Source organism: Pseudoalteromonas sp. AOP31-A2-14, from assembly GCF_052378035.1.
GTDB lineage: Bacteria > Pseudomonadota > Gammaproteobacteria > Enterobacterales > Alteromonadaceae > Pseudoalteromonas.
This window is the reverse complement of record NZ_JBQSXI010000003.1, coordinates 1-25,173: the sequence shown is the minus strand read 5'-3', so window position 1 is coordinate 25,173 and position 25,173 is coordinate 1. Positions and strand designations below refer to the sequence as shown.

General features: G+C 38.6%; 20 protein-coding genes. 12 read left to right on the top strand and 8 right to left on the bottom strand.

All coding sequences use genetic code 11. The features are described 5' to 3' along the window. Window positions 1-67: 67 nt before the first annotated feature. Complete coding sequence (locus ACT3S9_RS19165; RefSeq protein WP_318779440.1) at window positions 68-295, bottom strand: helix-turn-helix domain-containing protein; 228 nt, start codon at window positions 293-295, stop codon at window positions 68-70. A 381-nt stretch (window positions 296-676) separates the two neighbouring features. Here ACT3S9_RS19165 and ACT3S9_RS19160 point away from each other — a divergent pair, with 381 nt between their 5' ends. From ACT3S9_RS19160 to ACT3S9_RS19110, 11 genes are all read left to right on the top strand, one after another. Further along, entirely contained in the window at window positions 677-1,813 is a 1,137-nt protein-coding gene (locus ACT3S9_RS19160) for an ISAs1 family transposase (protein WP_008466968.1), read from the top strand. A gap of 286 nt (window positions 1,814-2,099) precedes the next feature. Next, window positions 2,100-4,514 (top strand): TonB-dependent receptor plug domain-containing protein, encoded by a 2,415-nt coding sequence (locus ACT3S9_RS19155; protein WP_226898088.1) that lies wholly within the window; start codon window positions 2,100-2,102, stop codon window positions 4,512-4,514. 2 nt (window positions 4,515-4,516) lie between these two features. Next, a complete protein-coding gene (locus ACT3S9_RS19150) occupies window positions 4,517-5,839 on the top strand; it encodes an aminotransferase class V-fold PLP-dependent enzyme (RefSeq protein WP_192532834.1) in 1,323 nt (440 codons plus the stop codon). A gap of 361 nt (window positions 5,840-6,200) precedes the next feature. Next, window positions 6,201-7,112, top strand: coding sequence for an IS110 family transposase (locus ACT3S9_RS19145; protein WP_318779444.1), 912 nt, complete (start codon window positions 6,201-6,203; stop codon window positions 7,110-7,112). Between the two features lie 368 nt (window positions 7,113-7,480). Beyond that, a complete protein-coding gene (locus ACT3S9_RS19140) occupies window positions 7,481-7,738 on the top strand; it encodes a helix-turn-helix domain-containing protein (RefSeq protein ID WP_086957896.1) in 258 nt (85 codons plus the stop codon). Continuing rightward, complete coding sequence (locus tag ACT3S9_RS19135) at window positions 7,738-8,970, top strand: type II toxin-antitoxin system HipA family toxin (protein WP_086957895.1); 1,233 nt, start codon at window positions 7,738-7,740, stop codon at window positions 8,968-8,970. The genes ACT3S9_RS19140 and ACT3S9_RS19135 overlap by 1 nt, the downstream gene beginning before the upstream one ends. 196 nt (window positions 8,971-9,166) lie before the next feature. Next, the gene (locus ACT3S9_RS19130; protein ID WP_008466968.1) at window positions 9,167-10,303 is read left to right on the top strand and encodes an ISAs1 family transposase; all 1,137 of its coding nucleotides are present in this window, start codon (window positions 9,167-9,169) and stop codon (window positions 10,301-10,303) included. A 52-nt stretch (window positions 10,304-10,355) separates the two neighbouring features. After that, window positions 10,356-10,934, top strand: a complete 579-nt coding sequence (locus ACT3S9_RS19125) for a hypothetical protein (RefSeq protein ID WP_444751157.1) — start codon at window positions 10,356-10,358, stop codon at window positions 10,932-10,934. Window positions 10,935-11,187: 253 nt separating this feature from the next. Beyond that, window positions 11,188-12,027 (top strand): alpha/beta hydrolase, encoded by an 840-nt coding sequence (locus ACT3S9_RS19120; RefSeq protein ID WP_024605656.1) that lies wholly within the window; start codon window positions 11,188-11,190, stop codon window positions 12,025-12,027. 219 nt (window positions 12,028-12,246) lie between these two features. Further along, a complete protein-coding gene (locus ACT3S9_RS19115; protein WP_192532261.1) occupies window positions 12,247-12,651 on the top strand; it encodes a DUF1801 domain-containing protein in 405 nt (134 codons plus the stop codon). A gap of 107 nt (window positions 12,652-12,758) precedes the next feature. Then, the gene (locus ACT3S9_RS19110) at window positions 12,759-14,213 is read left to right on the top strand and encodes a hypothetical protein (protein WP_192532260.1); all 1,455 of its coding nucleotides are present in this window, start codon (window positions 12,759-12,761) and stop codon (window positions 14,211-14,213) included. Window positions 14,214-14,571: 358 nt separating this feature from the next. On the opposite strand, the gene ACT3S9_RS19105 is transcribed toward ACT3S9_RS19110, so the two are convergent. Next, the gene (locus tag ACT3S9_RS19105; RefSeq protein ID WP_192532259.1) at window positions 14,572-15,666 is read right to left on the bottom strand and encodes a ParB family protein; all 1,095 of its coding nucleotides are present in this window, start codon (window positions 15,664-15,666) and stop codon (window positions 14,572-14,574) included. Window positions 15,667-15,670: 4 nt separating this feature from the next. Then, window positions 15,671-16,876: a ParA family protein gene (locus ACT3S9_RS19100; RefSeq protein ID WP_086998901.1), complete on the bottom strand. Its 1,206-nt coding sequence runs from the start codon at window positions 16,874-16,876 to the stop codon at window positions 15,671-15,673. A gap of 270 nt (window positions 16,877-17,146) precedes the next feature. On the opposite strand from ACT3S9_RS19100, the gene ACT3S9_RS19095 reads away from it, so the two are divergent. Then, on the top strand, window positions 17,147-18,301 hold the full coding sequence (locus ACT3S9_RS19095; RefSeq protein ID WP_444751156.1) for a replication initiation protein: 1,155 nt from the start codon (window positions 17,147-17,149) through the stop codon (window positions 18,299-18,301). Between the two features lie 1,104 nt (window positions 18,302-19,405). Here the strand turns inward: ACT3S9_RS19095 and ACT3S9_RS19090 are convergent. The 5 genes from ACT3S9_RS19090 to ACT3S9_RS19070 form a co-directional block, all read right to left on the bottom strand. Beyond that, window positions 19,406-19,711 carry a transposase gene (locus ACT3S9_RS19090; RefSeq protein ID WP_226916305.1) on the bottom strand — a complete coding sequence of 102 codons (306 nt, stop codon included), beginning with the start codon at window positions 19,709-19,711 and terminating at the stop codon, window positions 19,406-19,408. Between the two features lie 139 nt (window positions 19,712-19,850). After that, entirely contained in the window at window positions 19,851-20,285 is a 435-nt protein-coding gene (locus ACT3S9_RS19085; protein ID WP_193050459.1) for a hypothetical protein, read from the bottom strand. Next, a complete protein-coding gene (locus ACT3S9_RS19080; protein ID WP_444751155.1) occupies window positions 20,278-22,272 on the bottom strand; it encodes a hypothetical protein in 1,995 nt (664 codons plus the stop codon). The genes ACT3S9_RS19085 and ACT3S9_RS19080 overlap by 8 nt, the downstream gene beginning before the upstream one ends. After that, window positions 22,272-24,107 carry a hypothetical protein gene (locus ACT3S9_RS19075; RefSeq protein ID WP_193050457.1) on the bottom strand — a complete coding sequence of 612 codons (1,836 nt, stop codon included), beginning with the start codon at window positions 24,105-24,107 and terminating at the stop codon, window positions 22,272-22,274. Before ACT3S9_RS19075 ends, ACT3S9_RS19080 begins: the two co-directional genes overlap by 1 nt. Beyond that, window positions 24,097-25,173, bottom strand: a 1,077-nt coding sequence (locus ACT3S9_RS19070) for a tyrosine-type recombinase/integrase (RefSeq protein WP_444751154.1), incomplete at its 5' end; no start/stop codon positions are given. The genes ACT3S9_RS19075 and ACT3S9_RS19070, both read right to left, overlap by 11 nt.

Below are 25,173 nucleotides of genomic sequence, written 5' to 3'. Positions count from 1 at the left end.
TGTACCGAACTTTATCAGATCAACCGGCCAAGATAATTGTCGCTAGACCGGCCACCGTAATTGTCGCTTAATACTCCTTCTTTAATAAAACGAGACGCGTTACTAGCACATGACTACTGACATTTGTACCGCCAGCCTTATAGGCATCATCTTTGAATGCTTTGGAATTATTATAGACGAATCGCTTACAACCGAAACTGCGAGCAAGTAGGTCTGCTTGCTCGGTAGTTGGGTAAAAGCGACGTTTGAATGCCTTTTTAACAATTCGTTTTTCCAAAGAAAAGTGTCTCTTCACGTTAATTTATTAAGTTGAATTTAGCAGTAAAAATTGTACAAGACAAATAGGCATTTTCTTACGAAAACGCCTATACACCATTGGCTTAGCGCAGCTGTTGATAAAATTATTTTAATTAATTTTTGAGATTTGGTGTTTAAGGGCACGCCGCGCTATCCATCCCTGCACTAAAGTACAGGGTATTCCGCGCAGGTACGATAATCTATGGAGTGCATGATAACGCATACGTTACCCCTAAGCATAGAGTTACAAAGCGTGGCTAATATGAGCATTAAATTTGTTGGTATTATTGAGTCTAAGCACGGCAAGATCATTATAAATTGAACTTATAGAGCAAGTAGTGATCAGATCAAGGCATAATAATTACTTGGTCGCATAAATATGAGCACTACTTTTCTGAAACATTTTAATTCAATTACAGATCCTCGCATTGAACGTTGTAAAAAGCATGAACTTATCGATATTCTTCTCCTTGCTATTAGCGCTGTACTCTCTGGTGCAGAAGGATGGGAAGATATTGAAGACTTTGGGCACCTAAAGCTTGATTGGTTAAAAAAATACGGCACGTTCAACGCAGGAATTCCAAAACATGACACGATTGCTCGCGTCATGTGTCGGTTAAAAGCAAATGAAATAGAAAGGGCATTTCAATCTTGGATATCATCACTGATTGAAACTACAGGTGCAGATATCATCGCTATCGATGGCAAAACCGCACGGCGTTCATTTACCACAAAAGACAGAAAAAGTGCCTTACACACGGTCAGTGCATGGAGTTGCCAACACCAGTTAGTGCTTGGGCAGACGGCTGTTGATAATAAAACAAATGAAATCACCGCAATACCAGAATTACTCACCCTGCTCGATATTGAAAACAGTATCATTACGTTAGATGCGATGGGATGCCAACAAGAAATAGCAAAACAAATCATCCAACAAAAAGCAGATTATATTCTTGCACTTAAAGGTAATCATTCAGGCATGCAAAAGGAACTAGAAGCGTGGTGGCACAAGTGCGAGCGTGAAAGGTTAACTAAGCATAATTGTGATGAACATACCGAAATAAGCTCAGGACATGGGCGTGTTGAAACACGTACATGCCAGCAGTTACTTATAGATAAAAGCTGGCTAGGCAAGGATTATCGTTGGCCTGGCTTAACGAGTATTATTAAGGTCAGGGCTGAAGTTCATGATAAGTCGGCAGGGTCGGATACCACTGAAACACGCTGGTATATAAGTTCATTAGACTTAAATGCAGCGCAAGCACTCAATGCAGTACGCAGTCACTGGCAGGTTGAAAGCATGCATTGGATGCTTGATATGAACTTCAGAGAAGATGAATCGAGAATACGCAAACTTCAAGGGCCATTAATGTTTAATGTAATGCGAAAGATAGCCATGGCGCTTTTTAAACAAGATGCATCTAAGTCAGCAAGTATGGCGAGGAAAAAGAAAATGGCAGGGCTAGACGATGATTACCGCTCAACCCTGTTAGAGTCTGGGATTAAAATGCGCTAGCCGTGTGAGTCTAAGCTGAATTCACTAAAGAGTCTAAATTCAAGCTTGTAATATAAATTTGATTTATTCAGGTTGAATAATTTCAAAATAAAACCTTAAGCGAATGAAATTAATGAATTTAAATCAAAACTCTCTTTGAGGGATTTTTGCAACATTGACTCATAAATCTCTAGGGTCTTATAAAAATGCTGACATATAAGTATCATGCTTCTGTCATGCCTCCTTCACAATAGGCTACTACTGTACTTCCAAAATATTTAATTTAAAAATATCATTGGAGAAGTACATGTTAAACAGATGTTACAAGTTATTGTCTCTGTCTATTTTAGCTTCGTTATCACCTTTTTCTCACAGTGCATTTGCACAAGATCTAAGCCATAATACTAGTGATAATCATCAAGAAAATGCTTATGAAACCTTAATAGTGACCGGCACTCGCAGCCAAGCCCGCACGCAATTCGATACGATGTCACCTATGGATGTTTTTTCAAGTGATGAAATGGATGATACTGCCTCAAGTGAATTAGTAGACATTTTAACGACATTAGCTCCTAGTTTTAACGTGCAACGTTTGCCGATGAACGATGGTTTGGTGTTTGTACGTCCTGCAACGTTACGCGGTTTAAGTCCTGATCATACTATGGTATTGATTAACGGTAAGCGTCGTCATCGAAGCGCTTTATTAGGATCTAATGGCGCACAAGGTGCAGATTTAGCTCAAATCCCAGCTGCAGCAATTAAGCGTATTGAAGTGTTGCGTGATGGTGCTGCTGCTCAGTATGGTTCGGACGCTATTGCCGGTGTCATAAACATTATTTTGGATAACACGATTGGTGTTGAAGGATATACCCAAGCAGGCCAATATTTTGAAGGTGATGGCCTTGAATGGCAGACGGCATTACGGGCAGGTATGAAACTGGGTGGTGATGGCCACTTAAGCGCCACCTTAGAGTACACGGATGCGGAAATGACGTCACGCTCGCGTCAACGCGGTGATGCTATCGATTTTGAACTACAAACAGGCATCAAAGTAAAAGACCCAGTACAAAACTGGGGGCAGCCTGAACGTAGCGCGCTACGTTTAGCCCTCAATGCAGAAACCTATATCGGAGCTACTCGCTGGTACGGTTTTTCAACCTATGGGGAAAGTGAGGGAGTGTCGGATTTTAACTGGCGTAACCCGCTTTCTACCAGCGCTTATAAGCCAAGTCCAGACAACTACCCTGATTATGATTTGCATAAACTATATCCAGCTGGTTTCTCTCCTAAGTTTGGCCAAGACGATCAAGATTTCGCTTTTACCACCGGTTTTGATGGAGATATAACGGCTGATTTTAGTTGGGATGCTAGCATGAGTATGGGCAGTAGTCGCATTGGTTACATGCTAGATGAAAGCATTAATGCATCATTGGGGACAGACAGTCCAACTAGCTTCTATTTAGGCGAATTAAAGCAAAGAGAAGTAAATGCTAATCTTGATTTTGTTTACCAGTGGACAAACAGCCTATTTGCTTATCCTACAAACGTCGCCTTTGGGCTTGAAACCCGTGAGGAAACATACCAGGTAAGTGCAGGCGATTATGCCTCTTATGCAGTTGGCCTTGCAGCGCAAGAAGGTTTACCATCAGGCTCAAATGGTTTCCCAGGTTACAGCCCACAGCAAGCAGGTAAATATAAACAGCGCAGTTATGCCGGTTATGTTGATGTTGAAATGCCAATTAATGAGCAATTTACTACCGGTGTGGCGTTACGCTATGAAGACTTCTCAGAGTTTGGCGATACGCTAGATGGTAAGGTTTCCATGCGTTATGAGTTATCTTATGATTTAGCATTACGCGGTACTGTCAGTACTGGTTTTCGAGCACCGACACCAGGTCAATTAGAAAGCACACGTACCTCGCAAGGCTTAGATACCATGACACTAAACCTGTTTACTTCTGGCCGCTTGGCACCGACTAGTCCTGTTGCTCAATATTTTGGCGCCCAGCCTTTACAAGCAGAAGAGTCAACCTCTTACACTTTAGGCATGACGATGCGAACTGATAACGGCTTCAATGGTTCAATTGATGTGTACCAAATTGATGTCGATAACAGACTTGGCCAATCACAGCGTTACAACGTGACTGATGAAATTCGCCAGGAGTTGTTATCACAAGGCGTAGCCAGTGCAGAAAGTTTCACCAGCGTTAACTTCTATACTAATGCTTTTGATACCCGTACTCGCGGTATAGATGTAGCAGGTAACTATACCTTTACTACCTCGTATGGTGATATTCGTGTAGCGGGGGCGGTTAATTATAACGATACCCAAGTAACAAAGCAGGATGGCACCATTGGTGACAGTGGTGTAGTGCGAATTGAAGATGGCCTGCCTAAGTTTAACGGTAACCTTAGCGCGTCTTGGCAGCGAAATAGTTGGGAATATTTCGCTCGATTACGTTACTACGGCAAGTGGACTGATAGCGCAGACCAAGCCAACGGCCAGTTATATCAAGATTTTGGTAGTGAAATGCTAATGGATATTTCTGCTACTTGGCATTATAGCGATGCCCTTAAAGCTCGCTTAGGGATTGAAAATCTATTCAATAGCTATCCTGATGAAGCAACGTTGCAAGCGAGTCGTGGCTTAATTTACTCACGTCATGCGCCTTACGATACCGACGGTGGTCAGTATTATATTCGTTTTGATTATAAGTTTTAATTATGATGAAGCGACGTAACTTTATCAAGGGAGCCGCCGCGATGGCGGCTATGCCGCTGGTATCGAATAGTGTACTAGCATCCGGCACAACCCTAGCCAGTAATGATATGGCGAATACAATTATCAATAATAGTTCAGGTTTGAAACACGTATCTGATGAAGCCTTTTGGCAGCAAGTACGTCAGCACTATCAATTGCCGTCAGATGTTATTCAGCTTGAAAACGGCAATTGGGGCGTGATGAGTAAGAGTGTTTTGCAAAGTTATATGAGTCATACTCAGCGGGTGAATCAATATAGTTCACACTATAGTCGTCGTGAATTTATGCAGGAATTTAAGCCTATTCACCAGCGAGTTGCCACAATGCTGGGGTGTGCAGCCACTGAGATCGCCTTTGCTCGCGGTGCTACTGAAGTTTTGAATAATTTAATTGCTGGCTACCGCAACTTAAAGCCCAATGATGTGGTGATGTACGCTGATACTGATTATGACAGTATGCAAGCGGCTATGTGTCAACGAAGCAACCCTGTAGTGAAGATAAATTTACCTGAACGGGCGAGTGCTGAGGAATATGTCGCTTTTTATCGAGCGGCAATAGAACAACATCCAAGGGTGAAGCTGTTATTATTAACTCATTTAAGCCACCGGCATGGTTTAGTGTTACCGATAAAAAAAATTGTCGCTATGGCACGTGAATATGGTGTGGATTGTATTGTTGATGCAGCCCATTCTTGGGGGCAAATTAATTTTAATGTCGCCGACTTAGGTGCTGATTTTGTCGGCTTTAACCTACATAAGTGGATGGGTGCACCGATCGGCGTGGGCGTGATGTATATCAAAAGTTCGCGCTTAGCAGATATTGCACCAGCCATCGGTGACACTACAGTACTAAAAACAAACTCTAAAAGTGATACTCCTATCGGCGCTACTTATAATCGTATTCATACTGGCACATTCAATTATGCAGCTTGGTTGGCAGTACCAGCAGCACTCGATTTTCATGATAATATTGGTGGTGATTTAAAAGCAGCACGGATTAAATACTTACGCGATTACTGGGTAAACCAAGTGGCTGAAATACGACAGGTACAGTTAGTTGCTAGTAATGAACCAGGCACTTATGCAGGCATATGCTCCTTTCGCTTATATGGTGAAACCAGCGTAGCCGGCAATGAGGCTATAGCAGCTAAGTTATTACAGCAACATAAAATATTTAGTGTCCATCGTAATGGTTTGGCTAATGGGGCATGTGTACGTATTACACCTGCGCTATTCAATACAACAGCTGAGATGAATAGTTTGGCTCAAGCTTTAAAAGCTCTTTAATTTCCGTAAATGGTAATTGCCCCTAGGCAGAACTCTTCGGGCAGCGCCTGCTTGGCATTAATGCTGCATTATCAGATGTTTATGGATAATAACCATATTACATAGGCTCTGCCTTGCCTAAATACCAAATAGACTGCTGCAAATTTAGCCTTGAAAGGTCAACAGATGTATGGACTCCCACTTCCATCAGAAGTAACGTAATAAGTGTCCAAACTTTTACTAAGGAGCCCATACATGTTGAATTGTAATGTGATAGCGATTGATTTAGCAAAAAATTTATTTCAAGTTTGCAAAACGCAAAGCAATGGCAAAGTTATTTATAACAAAACAATAAGCAGAGCCAAGCTTAAAGGAGTTATTAATTAAAGAAAAGCAATCTTTAGTTGCTATGGAGTCATGTGGCGGAACGCATTATTGGGCGCAATTTGCTAAACAGGCAGGGCACCAGATCAAAGCGATTAACGCGCGACAGGTAAAAGCGTTTCGTCAAGGGCAGAAAACCGATGCAAATGATGCGCTGGCTATTTCAGTTGCAGCGAGACAGCCTCATATAAAAGGAAGTCGTTTACTTTCAGTGCAAGAGCAATGCTTACAAGGCATTGAATGTATGCGTGATTTATTAGTCAAAGAAAAAGTCAGTTTAGGTAATCAACTAAGAGCTTTATTGTTAGAGTTTGGTTACCCAATTGCTCAAGGGGATACGAAGTTGACCCAAGCGATACCTGAGATATTAGAAGATGCTGAAAACAGCCTAACAGGCGCTTTTCGCTTCACAATTAACCGAGTTTATCAGCGTTTTACTGAGGCGATTGAAGAGGTGAAGCTGATTGAAAAGCAATTGCATGAAGTAATTAAAGAAGATCAAACCTGTATACGTTTGCAAGCATTAGAAGGCGTGGGACCTGTCTGTGCAATACTGATTAAAATAGCACTAGGTAATATAACCCATTTTAAAAATGGTCGAGAAGCTGCGGCCTGCTTTGGTCTAACACCAGTACAGCATAGTAGCGGGGGAAAACAAAATATAGGCTCGATATCTAAAGTAGTAGGAAATAAGAAGCTGCGTAGTGCTTTGTATAAAGGCGCATTAGCTGTTGTTTCACAACTAGAAAAAAGAGAAGTTCGTAGCCAAAAAGATATATGGTTAAAAGCATTAAGTGTACGTCGAGGCAAAAAAGTAGCCGCTATAGCGTTAGCAAATAAAACAATCAGAACGGCTTTTGCAATGCAAAAGCATAACAAAGATTATCAGCCACAATTACTTGTGGCTTAAAGACTTGTCAGAAAGATCGATTGAAATAGGTAAGACCGACCTTCAATAGACTGTTAGGGTCTGAAGTTTGAAAAACTGCTCAACAGAAAAGTCATGAAGGTGCGAATACATTTGAGGCCAGGGGTAGCTCCTCAATTTGAGCCCGTATATAAGCTAGCATCTAATTTATTTCAATTTTATTTTTGACATTAATAGGGAGTCCATATAAGACCCTAGTTACCAAATAAGTATAGACTCATAGTTAACTGACCCAGCAGGTTAGCCATGTAGCTAACCTACTGGATCTTTATCTCAATATTAGCCATATGGATAACAATGGCATTTTAGGTTACAATGTTAGCTGCATAATAAATTCTATTGGTAATTGTATGGCTAACAGAGTCGAAATTGGGAAGAAAGTCAGCGTAAGTAGAAAAGCTTTAGGCTATACACAACAAAAGCTTTCAGAAATAACTAGCATTAATAAAACAACAATTTCAGAAATTGAGAATGGCCGATTTACTGGATCATTCGATATTTTTGAGCGCTTGCTCGATGCTGTTGATTTACAGTTTGATGTTTCTCAAAAAAAGTATTCGCTACCTGATTGGGATGAAATTGAAAATATATTTTCAGAGGGTGAATAATGAGTACAAATCCAAACTTACCTAGTAAAGTTAAAAATATTACCGTGTGCACTAACAATACAGAGCTTGGTATATTAACTCATGGCTCAATTCATCATTACCAGCCGACACAAGAAAATCAGCACATATCGTTAACAATGACAAAAAAAGGTATAGACGGTTACTCTTCAGGTTCTCTGCATCCTATCTTTTCGCAGAACTTACCAGAGGGCTTTAATCGCCGCTTTATAGCTGACAAGTTAGCAAGGTATGCAAAAGTAAATGACATGTACCTTCTCGCTTTACAAGGAGAGCAAGGCATTGGCATGCTCTCATATAAAAGTGAACTTTCGTTACCAGAAGCAGATACTATTCCACTGAACGATATCTTATCTTACAACAGTACTGAGCCCCTATTCCCTCAACTGTTAGAAAAGTACTATCTAAGAAACTCATTAGCTGGCGTACAACCTAAAGTAAGCATTCCTAATGCAAATAATATTAAAACTGACAGAACAGTCCAACAAAAAGATTTAATCGTAAAATCATTTGATTCTGAATTTCCATTACTTACTGTAAATGAATTTGTATGCATGGAAGCAGCTAGATACTGCGGGTTTAAACCACCTAAAACGTATTTATCCCATAATCTTGAAACATTTGTCATAGAACGCTTCGACACTGCACAAGATGGTACAAAGCTAGGCTACGAAGACTTTACCACTTTATTAAAAAAGCCAAATGATCCCGATGCAAAATACACGGGCAATTACGAAACACTACTCAAAGCAACAAGCTTGTACACTAATAGCCAATCAGAAGTTGAAAAAATGTATAAGTATATTGTATTTAATTGCTTAATTGGTAACGGTGATGCACACCTCAAAAATTTTGCTCTTCAGTACACACCAGATATGTCGAGGGTTTACCTTTCCCCACCTTTTGATATAACACACACAAAAATTTATGAGGCTATCGACAATAAAATGGCGCTTAAGCTTTCTAACAGTAAAGAATTTCCTGATATAAATCATTTATTAAAACTCGCTGAGGGTACTCACTTTAAAATTAGGAAAGCTAAAGAAATAGTAGAATCCCTGAGTGACAACATACTTGATTACCTGAAGCAATCTGAAGAAGTGAAGTTATTTAATGGCTTACGCAACTCAATAGAAAACTCTGTATCAAGTATAATGACACCAAGCTATTCAACAAAAAACTATCGTCATGACAGAATAAAAAAGTTTGAGTAATATTAAGACATCCATATAGCAACAGTGAAACTAAAAAGAGGGTGTAACTAATTTTATTGGTCACCACACTACAGTTCACGGTGCAATAAAGTTGGAATTAAAAGGTGAATCGATGCACGGCAAGATCATTATAAATTGAACTTATAGAGCAAGTAGTGATCAGATCAAGGCATAATAATTACTTGGTCGCATAAATATGAGCACTACTTTTCTGAAACATTTTAATTCAATTACAGATCCTCGCATTGAACGTTGTAAAAAGCATGAACTTATCGATATTCTTCTCCTTGCTATTAGCGCTGTACTCTCTGGTGCAGAAGGATGGGAAGATATTGAAGACTTTGGGCACCTAAAGCTTGATTGGTTAAAAAAATACGGCACGTTCAACGCAGGAATTCCAAAACATGACACGATTGCTCGCGTCATGTGTCGGTTAAAAGCAAATGAAATAGAAAGGGCATTTCAATCTTGGATATCATCACTGATTGAAACTACAGGTGCAGATATCATCGCTATCGATGGCAAAACCGCACGGCGTTCATTTACCACAAAAGACAGAAAAAGTGCCTTACACACGGTCAGTGCATGGAGTTGCCAACACCAGTTAGTGCTTGGGCAGACGGCTGTTGATAATAAAACAAATGAAATCACCGCAATACCAGAATTACTCACCCTGCTCGATATTGAAAACAGTATCATTACGTTAGATGCGATGGGATGCCAACAAGAAATAGCAAAACAAATCATCCAACAAAAAGCAGATTATATTCTTGCACTTAAAGGTAATCATTCAGGCATGCAAAAGGAACTAGAAGCGTGGTGGCACAAGTGCGAGCGTGAAAGGTTAACTAAGCATAATTGTGATGAACATACCGAAATAAGCTCAGGACATGGGCGTGTTGAAACACGTACATGCCAGCAGTTACTTATAGATAAAAGCTGGCTAGGCAAGGATTATCGTTGGCCTGGCTTAACGAGTATTATTAAGGTCAGGGCTGAAGTTCATGATAAGTCGGCAGGGTCGGATACCACTGAAACACGCTGGTATATAAGTTCATTAGACTTAAATGCAGCGCAAGCACTCAATGCAGTACGCAGTCACTGGCAGGTTGAAAGCATGCATTGGATGCTTGATATGAACTTCAGAGAAGATGAATCGAGAATACGCAAACTTCAAGGGCCATTAATGTTTAATGTAATGCGAAAGATAGCCATGGCGCTTTTTAAACAAGATGCATCTAAGTCAGCAAGTATGGCGAGGAAAAAGAAAATGGCAGGGCTAGACGATGATTACCGCTCAACCCTGCTAGAGTCTGGGATTAAAATGCGCTAGCCGTGATGTATTAGCGTTTGTTACTGATGGGTTGCTTGATTTAGCAGGAAGCATGGGGGCTCAATCAGAAGCGGATAGGGCTTTTAACTGGAAGCCAATGCTAGTGTATCTAGCTGATTTAGATCACGACAACCTTGATAGCTCTGTCGTTAAAGTTGTTGAAGAGCAGCTAGCGAAAACTTTTGATAATATAGAGGGCACTGAGTATGTAGGTATTGCCAGAGCTAAATCTGATTCCTACCTAGAAAATTTTATGTTTTTCTTTAAAGGGGGTTCTCTATGCAACGCTGAAGAGCATAACCTGTACGTATGGTCTTCACCTGAGCCTCATCCCGGCCTTTTAGATTTTAAACCTTCTTACAATGGTTCATGTGCTGCTGCAGTGAAAGTTGAGGTTGCTGGTAAGGTTAGTTTTAATGGCAAAATTCAAGATGTAATTACCATTACGTTTTTGACTGCGTATGATCGGTTAACCGATATTGCTGTGGCAACTTCTGGCTTCGCTGTTGTTCCAAAGACTTTTGGCAACTGGGGTGGAGCTGTTAAACATACTGTATCCGCACCGTATGTAGTCCATGATAATAGAATGTATTTATTCACTAAAGATAATTTTTCTGTTGAGCTAAGATAGAGCAATTGAAAGAGGCTAAATATTGTTGTTAATTGATTGGTTAAACTGCTCTTTGCGCATATATTCATGAAAATGAGCGCTGAGCGCATATTATTCTATTTAATTTTTCTTTAAAGTTTTTAGAAAACTTAGTGGTAGTAATGCTTTAGGTTATTTGTTAAAACTATATAAAGTAGATAAATGAGCGTTCAGTCGGAAGAAATATGCGCGATGAGCGCACTATAAAATTGTTATACACATCAGGGAAGTTAGTATGAAAAATTTGGTATCGGCGTTCTCAATCTTGTTATTTACCTTGCCAGTATTCGCGGATGACTCAATTTTATTAGGCACATCCACATCGTTAGAATCGAAGATCATGGCTGAGAATAGACCTTATATGGTTTATTTACCCCCATCTTACGAAAAAAGCGAAAATACCTACCCTGTCATTTATCTTCTTGACGGCGATATCCATAGATTTAAAGGGTTTGTCGGTGTACTTGAATCCTTAAGTACAGAAACGCTGGAGAATCAGGTTCAAGAAGCTATCGTAATTGCCATTCCGAATACAAATAGATCTCGTGACTTAACTCCGTCATCGATTATAGAGTGGAAGTTTAAAGACCGCGTTTTGGAAACATTCGAGCAAACAGGAAACGCTAATCAGTTCGCTAAATTTCTTGAAAAAGAGTTGATACCCGCCGTTGACACTGCATATAGGACGTCCAACAAGCGATTGTTAGTTGGTGAGTCGTTTGGCGGTTTGTTCGCAGCAAACACTCTTATAGAGTCACCATCTGTATTTACAGATTATTTAATCATAGATCCCACATCGCTATGGGATAATGATTACTTAAATCGGGCATTGAACGCCGGCAATAGAGATATAAATTTCAATTCTCGAGTTTACTTTGCTTTCGCAAACAATTCTCATTTGGGAGATATCGGGCTGACCAATTATAGATGGGGTGCTACTTTTGCTTCATCTGTAATTGATAATAATGATGCTATTTCGGAGCAACAATATTTTAAAAATGAGACTCATGGTACCGTTGCTTTTTTAGCTTGGTACAATGGGCTTAAGACACTTATGTCAACCACCAAGCAGTGATGTGTATAACAAAACAATTAAGCCGCCTGCTGCGTCCCTTATTTCAAAGTTGAGGCTGTAGAATTACTCTTTTTTAAGAAAAACATCCTGTTTTATGGGTCCCAAATGCATTACCTAATGCTCTAAAAACGCTTAGAACTAATTGCAGGAGCTAGTTTTTTAATTGATTTTGGCTGTTGGAGTTATTCTACAGGCTCGTTATGTGAATAGGAGGTTCCAGTGAACAAGGTAGTCAAAGAACGCTTCGATGAATATCCGGAAAATGCTCGTATTAGGCTAGAGGAGCTAAGAAATCTAGTCTTTCAAATCGCATCTGATTTGGAGCTGGGTGAAGTCGATGAAACTCTAAAATGGGGTGAACCTAGCTATAGTGTAAAAACAGGCAGCCCGCTAAGAATGGACTGGAAGCTGAAATATCCTAATAATTATTACCTATTCTTTAATTGCCAAACTAAGTTAGTCGATACATTTAGAGAATTGTATGGTGAAGAACTGGTGTTTCAGGGAAACAGATCAATAGTTCTGTCCTTATCGCAAGTGTTACCAGAAACAGCAATCAAGTCCTGTTTAGAGTTAGCTTTAACCTATCAGCAGCGTAAACATTTACCTCTTTTAGGCGCGTGAAGATCACAAAATACAGTTGGCTATTTTCACTCCGTTCAATATTTTAGCCAACAATATTTTGCCGCTTAAGGTGGAGTTATATTTTTAATTGAGTTCAGAGGTATTTGATGGCAAAAGCTAAGTTGTCTCGAGATCAGAAAAGAAAGAAGAGGCTTGAAAAGAGACGTAAAAAAACTGATGTGGCAGTTAAGTTGCCATCAGGAGTGAGGAGTATTTCTAGACGTCAATTTGACGCTTTTTGTTTTTCACGTCATCCTATGGCAAGAAGTACAGCAGATGAAAAACAGTGGTTTATTGCATACGATAAAAAAATTCTAGCAACTGTTTTTAGAAATGCAATCGATAATGATTATGGCTTTGTCATTATGGGGCGTGATACTAGAAAAATATTTAGGGTGCTAGAAGTAAGCAAAACATTTAAACCGAGTGAACTAGGTGCTCGAAATGAACTAATCAAAGCTATTAAAAAATATAAAAATGATGGTAAATCTTTTTACCCTCAAGGGGATGAAATTAAATTAACCAATGAACTCTTTGAGCCTTTAGTTGAGCGAGGAAAGTTGAATCCCATCTATATAGCTTTAGCTGAAGAACCTAGGATGGAAGCAGCTCGAAATTTGATAAAAGAAATTGTGTATACTTTTGATGACCCTGATGGTCATTATATAAAAGAATTTCAAACACATGGCTTTGACGCTCGTCTTTGGGAGTTGTATCTATATATCTATTTCCACGATAAATTCACTCAAATTAAAGGGAATGCTGCACCTGACTTCCACATTACTAATGGGGTGCATGAGTATTTAGTTGAAGCTGTGACAGTGAATCCGAGTGAAAATCAAGCGCGTCCAGATGAAGAGGCGCCGGAAGATCCCGAAAAGTTACGAGAGCTTCTCAACGGCTATATGCCAATTAAGTTTGGTAGCCCTTTATATTCTAAGCTCAAGAAGAGATATTGGGAAAGATCTCATGTTCAAGACAAGCCATTAGTATTCGCAATACATGACTTTCATATTACAGGCTCTATGACTTGGTCTAGAACTGCCTTAATGGAATACTTATACGGTTTTAGGGCATCGATTGTAGATGGAAAGCCAAAAATTACCCGCATAGAGACTCATGAATGGAAAGGTAAATCAATTCCTTCTGCCTTTTTCAATCAGCCTGATTCTGAGCATGTTAGTGCTATCTTATTTAGCAATGCAGCAACTATTACAAAGTTTAATCGTATGGGTAAGCTCGCTGGTATGGGGGGGGAAGATATTAAAATCTTGAGGGATGGCACTCGGTTTAATCCTGATCCAGAGGCTTTTGCTGGCATACCTTTCCATGAAGATGTAGATTCGCCTGAGTATACGGAATCATGGTCAGAGAGTTTGGTAATATACCATAATCCAAATGCCTTGCATCCTGTTGACCCTAATAACTTTCCAGACATTTCACATATATTTTCGTGCGATGAAAATGGGGAACAAGGTTTCTATCAGCCATACGATGTGTTGAATTCAACCTCATTCGTTATTTCTACAAAGGAACCGATTCCTGAGTTAGCAAAAATATAACAAACGCTTTATAGCAGGCTTGCGCTCCTTCGTCGCTAATTTTAGCCTGCTATTTTACGCCGGTTAAGCGAAGCGTTACCAATGTCCGGTTATGGCACATAGCTGCCGAAAAACTAGCCCAGAAAACTCTAAACTTTATTATCTTGGTTTCATACTTTAGTTTAATTTTAACTTTTTAATATCAACCCAGCAGATATATGAGCGTGAGTCAGGCTAGATACTGTTGATTTATTCAGCCTGAATAACTACAAATAAAAAACACTAAAGACTTTAAAAACAATAACTTAAAACAAAACCTCCGTTGAGGAACCTAAAAGGTATTCACTCATAAATTAGCTATGACTGAATACCTTTATTATTAAAGCGAGTCTTGCAACACTTTAGCAATAGCCTGGTCTAAAGTATCTTGTACTTCTTTTGTTAGCTGTGAAAACTCATAAGCGAATTTTCTACCTTTAACGCGCTTACGTGCATAGGTATTCTTTTTGCTAAAATTTGCAAGTGGAGTAACGATAGCCTGCTCGGTTGGCTTAGGTTTGTATGTTTTAATAGCGTCTGTAACTATTTTTAATATAGCTTCTTTATAATCGTCTTGAACTAATTCACTATTGATATTAATTATATTGCTTTCTATATCCTTTATAAATTCATTTACGTTTTCACCTAACGTTTTTTGTACTGTATTTAATACTTTGTAGTCTGAGTGTGACAATAAAGAAATATCCGGAAACAGCTCAATAATAGCACTATCGATAGAGGCAGCAGTTAGCGCCTTACTTACCTTGGCTTGGCTTAAGCCCATTTCTTCAGCTAATTCAGATTGCGTGAGTTTTTTATTATATTTTTTTTCATAAAGCTGACTTTCTAACTGACAACGCATACCAATTTCACGTAAGTTGTGCTCTTTACTAACTTGCAGCTGCTTAGCTAATGCTTTAGCGTCACCAGAGCTAATATCGTCATCTGTGACTAATATTTTAAATGAGTTAATTTTACCTGCTTCAAGCAAAAACCTAGCTCTACGCCTGGAGCCATCTAGCAGATCAATTACGCCATTAACTACGCCATTAACTCTTCGGCCTATAGCTGGGTAATATTGTTGTATACATAATGAGTCTAGATCTTGAAGAGATTCTTTGGTTAGACCAGATTGATCTCGACCATTCACTTCAAATGTGACCGAAGTAAGCTCTTTAACTTGCTGATAACTTAATGTAATAGGAACAAATTGCGCTATTTTTCCTGATTTTAACTTCCAGGATACACTCTCTCCAACATTACTTATCCCTAGATGGGTTTGTAATACATCCATTAGTGATAATTTAGAACCAGTGATCTCTGCTTTTAATTGCTTTGCAAGCGACTCTATATTACTTTTCTGTCCTGACTCGATTGCATCTTGCGCTCCGACTGCATTGCCAAGTGGTGATCTTATTCCACGTTTTCTAGCCATGATTTTACTCCTGCTCCTGCTCTTGCTTACGCCATACATTTACAATATCGCGCTGTAGTTGACTTGTTACTTCATAAGCATTTTGCTGTGCCACTTGGTATGACATTTTACTTTTTGGGTACTCACTTTTAGACATATCAAACACCGTTGATAATAAAGATGATGCCTGCCTTACAGCTTCACCATTTTTAAATTCTTTAGAGTATAAATAAGGTGAAAAGCTATCATTAAGGCTATTGAGTAACTCCGTTGTTGTTGAACTGTCTTTATGATTTGTAATAAGTATTTTCATGAAGTCATACCCCTGATGCTTCGCATTATTCAATAATCCCCAGACTTGCGGTATATATGAAAAATAAGAACACGTTGCATCTATGTCATTTTCTGTAATTGATAGTGGGAAAAGTACACTGGTTGCGGCGTAGTAAGCGTTATACGTTGCATAGCCTAATGATGGAGGGGTATCTATTATGATAATATCGAATTCATCTTCAACTTCATTTAAAATCTTACTCAAAATAGAGTAGGGCGAACTTAGAGACTTATTAAATACGCCTTCATGAAACCACCCCTCAATACCACGATCTGATTGTGAGGCAGGTAAAATACGGAGGTTTGGAATTGTAGTAGGTAAAAAGGCACTTGAAATAGCTTCTTTTTTAGTTTCATTTTCGTCTAATTCATAGTTTCCCATGATCAGATCGCCTACAGATAAACAACCTTCTTGTGCTGATTCAGGGGCGTAATACATTGATAGTGTAGCTTGTCCATCCATATCAATAAGGCCTACGCGATACTCTTGATGAAACTCAGTAGCTAGTCCTGAACCTATTGTTGCACTTGACACTGTTTTACCAACACCACCTTTTTGATTCTGAATCACTATAATCTGTGCTTTCTGCTTATCACTACGTTTGAACTTAGGTTCTTTACGTAATTCAACAGAGAGCGAATCTCTTACTTTATAAATTTCTTCGATGTCAATTGACCACTGTGCATCTTCGTGTCTACGTGGGTCAATACCCAGTGAAGCGCAATACCTATCTAAAGTTTTTACATCAATATCTAAATATATAGATGCTTCAGCTCGCGTAAAACTTCTAAGCTCCTTACGATGATTTACTAAAAGCCTCTGATTGCGTCTTTTTATATAGCGATCAGCGCCTTCCTTTAAATCTTGAAAAATGTGAGTAGTCTTTTCAATGGTCATAGATGAATCCCTTTTTGTTTAAAACAAGTGTATCCCTTGTTTTTTGAGTTGTCCATGTATTTTAGAGGTATTTGATTTTTTGTTTTAGTTTTATAATTTGAGTTATTCACATTGAATAATTACCAAAAAAGAAGCCGTAGGTGTTGGCAAATAGGGATTGTAGGTAAAATACAACTTGAGGAATATTTTTATCGTTATTTTAAAAAATGACTATTGAAATACAAGCTCCCCTCATCATCGAAATATAAGCTAATTAGAGAGTATATTTTAATGTCTAATATGTGTAATCTAGTAAAAACACCAAGAATATGTCATCAACTAGCAAATACAGTCTCGACATTGGAAGAAGAAATGAGCATCGATGAGAAAAAGAAAGTAGTTTCAAGGGATTCTCTTCCTAAACACATAAAAAAGAGCCATCAGATAGTATTTAGTCGCCAAGATTTATCTGCCCGTGAAGCAGATATATTTGCACTCATGATTGCAACTATGAAAGAAAGTGATTGGGTTGGAACAACCCCTAAATACGAGTTTTCAGCATCTCAGCTCTCCAATTGGCTCAATATAGCGCCAAAACATATAGCGACATACCTTAACCCTGTAGCTATGCGGCTATCACGATATAGCGTTGGTATAAAAACTGAAGATGGTAATGGTGAAATTGAATTTGACTATAAACCAATATTTAAAAATATAAGCTATAAAAACCGCACATTTACAATGATACCTAATGATCTTCTGAAGTCTGAGTTTATAGAGTATAAGCAAGGATTTGCGCTGATCAATACCACAAGCTTTTTATGCATAAAACAGGAATACGCAAAGCGACTCTATGAAATACTTAGTAGGTTTAAAGAGCCCGGCTACGAAATGCACTTGATTAAGCTTGATGAACTAAAAGGTTTATTTGGTCTATATGATGAAAAAGGGAATTTAAAATCAGATAAATTATCTTTTAAAAATAATGGGGTTTTTATGCAGAGATGCATTAGAAGCAGCATTGATATTCTCAAGGCCAATCCTACAACAAATAAAGAGCTATTATTTTATGAAAGTGCTAATGGTGAAGTTGGCTACGAATTAAAAAAACAAGGCAACAAAATCATAGCTATCAAATTCCTTATGAGTTGGATAACAAAAGGCAATATTGAGGAATTTAATGAACGCGATGCTATTACAACTATTAAAAAGCTAGAGCTTAAAAGGCAGCAATTAAAGTCTGAAGGCAATGGTAAAAAATTATCAACTGCAGAACTTAAACTGTTACTTTCTGCATACAATTACACTGGTAATGAGAAGCTATCTAATAAAATAGCTACAACCTTGATTGAAAGGCGTAATAACCGCGCAGAACAAGCATCCAGCAAAGAAGAAATAGATATTGCGAATAAACTGACTATAGATAATTTAGATATTCCATATTAAAAAGCATATTACATATTTTTGGTATGTGCTCTCAATAACACCAAAAATATGTAATGTAGCTCATATAAAATATGCTCACGTAGACCTATTTTTAATAACTTCCCATAAAATACGACGAATATAGCCCTACAAATAAATAAAACACCAAGAATATGTTACGTACATACAAAGGTACAAGCTCTCAACACCAAAAATATGTTGCGTACATGCAAAGATATAACCCCTAACACCAAAAATATGTTGCATACCTACAAAAATAGTACATGCAAAAATATAATCCCTCAACACCAAAAATATGTTACGTACATACAAAGATACAAGCTCTCAACACCAAAAATATGTTACGCATATACACAAATACAAACTTTCAACCTCAGAATTGTGTTAAATATATTAAAAAAGAGCTTAATCTATCATTTTGCATGCTAGCAATGAAACATATACTGTAAAAATAGTGTATGTCGTCAGAACCTTATTCTAAAAAAGAACACCAAATATATGTAATCTAAACACCAAATATATGTAATCTAAACACCAAATATATGATCCGAAGCACCAAATATATGATCTAAAACACCAAATATATGATCCAAAACACCAAATATATGATCTGATATTGCATTTTTATCTTTCAATAACAATAACTTACAGGCACCTATAGTTCTTATAGATCTTATAGTTTTAATAGATTTAATAGAATTAATAGGTACTGTGGATATGTGAATAAGTTAATGTCGAATCTAACGAGTTAATTAGATCAATATTTTACTAACTCATTAGTGAAATAGTTAACAATTAAGACTAATTACCCTATTAAGCTACTATTAAAAGGGATTAAGCTTTAAAAACACTGTGGAGTAGGTAAATACATGATCTCTAAATTATCTTTATTATCTAGCATCAATTAACTTGGACAGTTGATTTCATTAAGTCAGAACGTTACCTATAGACGGATATACATTGTGAACTACCCACAGACGCCACCACGTGTCGATCAATGGGCTTCTACAGTCTAGCTTATGAATGCTAGGCTGCTTCTTTTTTCTCAGATCCAACAGCAAACTTCGATAGCTCGAAGACTTTCATTTTATTAGCTGCTTTCCGCTAAGAAGTGGGATTAACCCTTGCGACGATTCCAGCCGCTATTAAGTCTAACTCACCTGTGTTCGCTATGCTTTTAGCCGCTGAAAGGTCGCGATTTTGATGCGCTCCGCAAGCCACACAAATGAAATGTCTATCGTTCAATGTTAAAACATGGTGCTGGCCGCATTCTGCGCAAATCCCAGTCGATTTTTCAAATCGACCAATTTCATGATAGAGCTTGCCTTCAAGCTCAGCCTTGTATTTTGAAAGCTGAGTTATCAGAGCCATCACATTGTCAGCTACCATGCTGCCATTGAATTTTTGCATCGCTTTTACGTTCACCGTTACACAAAGGAATATCAAAATATTGTGAAACCTTTTTAAATACAGTTACTTAATAGGGTAGAGTGTTTTTCTCATATTTTTGGTTAAATAGTTGAGAATCAAGAAGTGTTATTCACACCTATTATGAAATACTGACCAGTCTTTTTCTACCTAGTTCTTCCTGCAATTCGTACAACCTAAACATTAGCGTGGCGTTTAAAGCCTCCATTTCTTTCTGAGCTGTCTTGGCATCATCTCGCTCTGAACGATATTTTTCTTTTAGCGCTTTCTCTCGCTTTAAGTCAGCTTTCAGCTTCTCGACTTCTGTTAGTTCTGCTTCGCCCAAATCCATGCCTTCAATGGCTTGTTTCTTAGTTTTGTTAAAAGTATCTATTTTTGGAGTCGCACGCTCTACGAATTCTTTGAATTTATGCACATAGCTATGACTAAGGCGTGCCTCTTTGTTAACCTTGTTTAAAGTTAGGGTGCCTTCTGGTTTTACTCTTATAGGGCATCCAGACAACAACCGCTCTAGCGCCTCTTCCAAACGCGCCTCTGTAATTACTTTCTTATCCATTGTTTGCCTCTGTGATTACTATGACACCGTGAACTTTATCTTTAAATTCAATGAACTCAACATCGTGATTTTTCATTAGAGCTTCATTGATCTTTATTTTCTGCTTTATTCCAACAAGGATGCTCTGCATCATCGAATCACCTTCGTTCATTGCCCTAAAGCTCTGTATCAACCTCTTATTTTGACGTTTTAATTCTTTGGCAGTTTTGTCGGTATTCACTTGGAACTCACAAGGCTTCTTCTCCGCAGCGAATTGCCCAATACCACATAAACGACTGCAACTTGGGTTAAGGCAATATCCACCTGTAGGAAGCTTAACAATGGCGATGGTTTTGTTTCTTACCAATTCTTCTATTTCAGTCCTAGACATATACACTTGATGACCATTCTTCACCCTCTGAAATTTATCCAAAGCAATACGCTCACCGCCACCGCCGCTGAGGTGTTCAGTCTCATTGTATATTTCATCAAAAGCGTCAACCCCCATATGAATACCTTCCTCTTCGAGTAATTCTAAAAGGTCGGCATCAAGCAACAACTCTTCCATCGCTTGAAGAGCTGCGTTATTAGCGTAGTAATCTGACATATTGATGTTTTGATGCTTGTATTGAAACTTTATTGCAGTGCTTGAGCCGAATCCGTACCGTTTGAAAAAGACAGCAAAGCTTCGCCTAAAATCATGAGGTGTCAGCCTTGGTAATCCCTCACCTGAAGTCATTTCTCCTTCACGAGATGGGTTAAGTCGGTTGAACTCTTCGATATCTTCGTTACTAGCTGTCAATTTAAGAGAAGCTGCATATTGGGTCAGCAGTCTTTGACTATTTGCTTGCACAAACGAAGCCGCTGACGTGGTATTATGACGTAAAATAATAAAAGCTGAATTTAGTTCTTTTGATGCTTTAGCGTGTTCATCCTCTCTATAGGCACCACTATTAATTTTCTCATCAATGAGCGTTTTATAATGATCTCTTAAGCTTTCAGTCATATCGAATGCAAGCTCAAGTGCATCTTTAACAATAGGGTGTGTTTGCCATGTTACGGTTCTGGGTATTCCGTCTTCACCTTTTGATGTTTCACCCGATACAATCGAGATTAACTTGTGCTTGCCTACCTGCTTGGTGCTGTAACGAGAAGGGTTAAAACTTAGCACCTCACCTATACGCCCACCACTAAAGGCCAATGTGACAATCAAGCACACTGATTGTATTTTGCCAAGCTCTGAACCATTTAAAGTGATATTAAAATCAGGGATCTGATGATCGATATTCTTTAGCCTTTTCCTTATCTGATGATCTACCGCTTTATCATTTTGCTCTTTAGTCAGAGAGTTATTGCTAAAGTCACACTGCGACTTAACATCATCAGATATCTGGATTACTTGTGATACTAACTTTGAGATCCCGTGTCGGAGTACGTGGTATTTTTCAACAACATTAATTGCATCAGCAATGATCGCATAGTACATATCAATTGGAATGGCAATACTTTGTTTGGTTATACGCCCCTTTGATAATGCCAATAATTCATCACCACTAAACCTCCTACCGATGAGGTTAGCTTGATACAATATATTGAAAGCCGTGAGCATCCCTCTTATGGATATATCGTTGAAATTAGAAGCAGACACCTTCCTTTTAAACATTCTATAAACAACATCATCACTAAGGCTGTTCCAGTTACAACCCGAAAGGCACTGAGCTATTTTTTCCAACCCTCTTCTCCACGCATTCAATTGGCTAGCAGTCGGAGGTGCAGATTCTTGCTCCCTCAGAAACTCATATATGGAGAACAGCGCATCTTGGATATGCCTACGATATTGTTTTTCAACTTTTGAAAACGAAACCACAGCGTTTTTACCAACGGCTTTAGCTTCTGAGCCAGATAAGTCCCATGATTCATCATATATTAATGATAACGTCTCACCTTCAGATGTACGCGAAACGACAGTGTTGTTGATGTATGGCTTAGCCCTAACTAAACTGGACATTATGCAAACACCTCCAATAGATCATTTAAGCTATATACGCTGGAATATAATGGATGTACCTCAGTCTTATGTTTCTCCAACGCTTGCTTAAAATTCTCTTTGGACTTTTCCTCGAAACGCTGAAGTATCCCATTTACTGTTTGGTATAGCGTGTTGTATTTACCGTCTGGAAATGAATTAATCGACGGCAATTGCTGCATCTCTTGTAACGTATCTCTAAATGAGAGCATGAGCCAAATATCTTGAACGTCGGACACAAGAGCGTGTTGTTCACATTCGAAGCAACCTAAAAAATCAGTACAAGCAGGCTCAATGCTGTCTGTTGCTACACCAGCCTTTGCAAGTGATTTTTCAATTAAACGAAGTGCACCCTTTGTAGAATCATTGCACCTTACCCCTAATGGTGTCCTAGCCTCATGAGAGCGTTCTTCACCTTTTCGTAGTTCCTGATATTCATAGTCACTTAAGATGTCACCATACTTGAATTTGGCCTCTTCTGTAGCAGCCTTAATGTCTTTTCCTTTTGCAATGTTGAACTTCGCTTCAATAGATGCTCCCAGGTTATTTTCATGATCGCCTTCCACACCTGTTGAATAGCTTCTTCCTATCGTTTCTATACTGTTATTAGCCGACATAGCTACTAAGAAAACACTATCAGTAGCCTTCATCAAAGCATCTAGTTTGGTTTTTCGCATTGAAGAGGGGCTTATCTCCACCAATCCCAAAAGCTTTAAAAGCTTATTGATTGATTTTTGCGGTGAGTCACTAATATCCGCAAAAGACAAAGCTTCTCCGCTTACCGATCTGTATGGAAACAAAAATGCTTCAGGTTCGTGAGAAGTAATATCGCCTGAAATGGCATACCATTTATCTAAAAATGACTTGGCATACTTGCTGAATCCAAGTGAATTGTCTTGCTCTTGATGTCCAGCTCTTCCTTTAACGCTCTCTAATATATATTGACCACCCCCCACTGACTTATACTTGATATCTTTCCTTTTCATATACATTAAAGGGCTAGTATTCATTCCTGTCCACATGTAGCAAAGCATCAGAGCAAGTTTCGTCATTTGGTTTACCCAGTCCCCGCGAGCGACAGACTTTGTAAACGACATCCTTTTATGTACAACCTTTTCTTCGTGTCTGCGGCACATCTCTGCGTTAAAAAGTGTTTCGTCATACAAAGGGTGGACCATAGGGCGCGTGCCATTTTGAAAGTGTTCAGCCAGAACATAAAAGGCTATTAGCATTTGCTTAGCAACAGGCTTAAGCTCACCTTCTAAACTGAGAGCTTTTTGACCTTTTGTGTTTTTTCTAGATCCTTTCAATAATGGAAGTGCCTTTGCTGTATCCAGTATTCCTTTTTGTTCAAATATCCATCTAAAAGATGAAGTAACTACTCTCCAAGACCCTTGCGTATATTTTCCTTCTTTGTACCAGTTACCCCATTGATTCATGTATTCTTTTATGAGGTTTTCATTGAAATACTCACCATCTGAAATGGCATGACCTTTTGAGTCTAACCACGCAAGGTACTTCAATATGACGCTGAATGTGATGCTTCTAGTAGCATCGAAATTGGGAGCTAATAAGCAGTACATTTCTCGAATAAATTGGTCACGATTCATATTGCGTAACAAAGTACCGTCAGGGAAGTTATTAGTACCCCTTTTTAGAACTGGACAACCAAAATATCTTAAACGTTTAAAATGAACATTCTTGTGCTTCCCTGCGGATAAAGATATATCTTCAACACGTAATTGATATACTGATGCTGGAGGTTTTATTACACTCTCAGTGGGAAGGACCGCCTTTCTTTTGCTTTTAACTTTCATTTACCCTTTCCTTGTGAGTAAGCTGAACTTCACTTGTAGAAATATCATCAAAAACTCCTATAAAATCTAAGATGTCTTCGTAAATTTCATCCCCTGTAGGCTCATCTTGGGCTATTTTTAGATATAAAAGGGTCGTACTCTCATCATCGTGTCCAAGCAAAGCCGATACTTGAGCTAAAGCCATATCTGGTGTCGTTTTTCGCAGTAACGCTCTAAACAGAGCGACAGCGAAAGTGGCTCTTAAGTTATGAATTGTTGCCTCTAGTGTTCTGCCTGTCTTAACTTTAACAGTAGCTCGGATCTCTCCCCATCTAGCGTTTAAATCATTTAACTTAGTGAAGAATGGCTTACCTGTAGAGCTTATAAATATGTAATCCTTGCTCTCATCAACACCATCCTCGACATTGAAGAATGCAACGTCACCAGCTTCTCTTTTCGACTTGCAAAGCTCTTTAAATTTCTTTAGTCGCTTCAGATAGCGATCAGTTCTGGTGTAGTCATATATCATTTGCATAGTGCTTGCAGGAATGATCGTTTTTCGAGTTTTGTTATTCCCGTCGCGAGTTTTTGTTAGCGACCCATATTGCTCACCGACTCCAAGCCGTAGAATAGGCTTACGGTGATCGGGCTTGATAATTTGACCTTGATGCAAACTTGCGACTTCTTCTCTTCGCAATCCAGTAAATCGTGAAACCAAGAAGAATAGCGAGTATTCAATTGCTAATTTAGATGGTTTGAGATGTCCTGAAACATTTTTGATAACTGTTTTAGTGTTAAGCAAAATATTTTCAACCTCCTTCCATTCTGTATTGGTAAGAGGTCTAATATCTTTTCTTGATGATGGAATTGCGCCGCCTGAATTTCGTTTGGAACGAGGGAAATTCAAGCGTAAATCTGTTGTATGAACCGCCTTTGACATGTAGCCTTTCATGTTCGTGCCACTTGTCTGAAAGTTAATGTTGATTATCTCATGGTCAAAAGGAGGGTTGTTAAACCTGTAACCTTGTCTTAGGTGAAATGAATAAAACTTAATAACGGCATTCATATAAGCTGTTGCTGTTGTTCT

Excerpts from the sequence above, each read along its gene's own strand:
- ACT3S9_RS19095 (WP_444751156.1), top strand. The coding sequence starts at position 17,147 with ATGTCTAATATGTGTAATCTAGTAAAAACACCAAGAATATGTCATCAA.
- ACT3S9_RS19105 (WP_192532259.1), bottom strand. The coding sequence starts at position 15,666 with ATGGCTAGAAAACGTGGAATAAGATCACCACTTGGCAATGCAGTCGGA.
- ACT3S9_RS19150 (WP_192532834.1), top strand. The coding sequence starts at position 4,517 with ATGATGAAGCGACGTAACTTTATCAAGGGAGCCGCCGCGATGGCGGCT.
- ACT3S9_RS19160 (WP_008466968.1), top strand. The coding sequence starts at position 677 with ATGAGCACTACTTTTCTGAAACATTTTAATTCAATTACAGATCCTCGC.
- ACT3S9_RS19135 (WP_086957895.1), top strand. The coding sequence starts at position 7,738 with ATGAGTACAAATCCAAACTTACCTAGTAAAGTTAAAAATATTACCGTG.
- ACT3S9_RS19100 (WP_086998901.1), bottom strand. The coding sequence starts at position 16,876 with ATGACCATTGAAAAGACTACTCACATTTTTCAAGATTTAAAGGAAGGC.
- ACT3S9_RS19130 (WP_008466968.1), top strand. The coding sequence starts at position 9,167 with ATGAGCACTACTTTTCTGAAACATTTTAATTCAATTACAGATCCTCGC.
- ACT3S9_RS19120 (WP_024605656.1), top strand. The coding sequence starts at position 11,188 with ATGAAAAATTTGGTATCGGCGTTCTCAATCTTGTTATTTACCTTGCCA.
- ACT3S9_RS19080 (WP_444751155.1), bottom strand. The coding sequence starts at position 22,272 with ATGTCCAGTTTAGTTAGGGCTAAGCCATACATCAACAACACTGTCGTT.
- ACT3S9_RS19085 (WP_193050459.1), bottom strand. The coding sequence starts at position 20,285 with ATGGATAAGAAAGTAATTACAGAGGCGCGTTTGGAAGAGGCGCTAGAG.
- ACT3S9_RS19110 (WP_192532260.1), top strand. The coding sequence starts at position 12,759 with ATGGCAAAAGCTAAGTTGTCTCGAGATCAGAAAAGAAAGAAGAGGCTT.
- ACT3S9_RS19075 (WP_193050457.1), bottom strand. The coding sequence starts at position 24,107 with ATGAAAGTTAAAAGCAAAAGAAAGGCGGTCCTTCCCACTGAGAGTGTA.
- ACT3S9_RS19155 (WP_226898088.1), top strand. The coding sequence starts at position 2,100 with ATGTTAAACAGATGTTACAAGTTATTGTCTCTGTCTATTTTAGCTTCG.
- ACT3S9_RS19140 (WP_086957896.1), top strand. The coding sequence starts at position 7,481 with ATGGCTAACAGAGTCGAAATTGGGAAGAAAGTCAGCGTAAGTAGAAAA.
- ACT3S9_RS19090 (WP_226916305.1), bottom strand. The coding sequence starts at position 19,711 with ATGCAAAAATTCAATGGCAGCATGGTAGCTGACAATGTGATGGCTCTG.
- ACT3S9_RS19125 (WP_444751157.1), top strand. The coding sequence starts at position 10,356 with ATGGGGGCTCAATCAGAAGCGGATAGGGCTTTTAACTGGAAGCCAATG.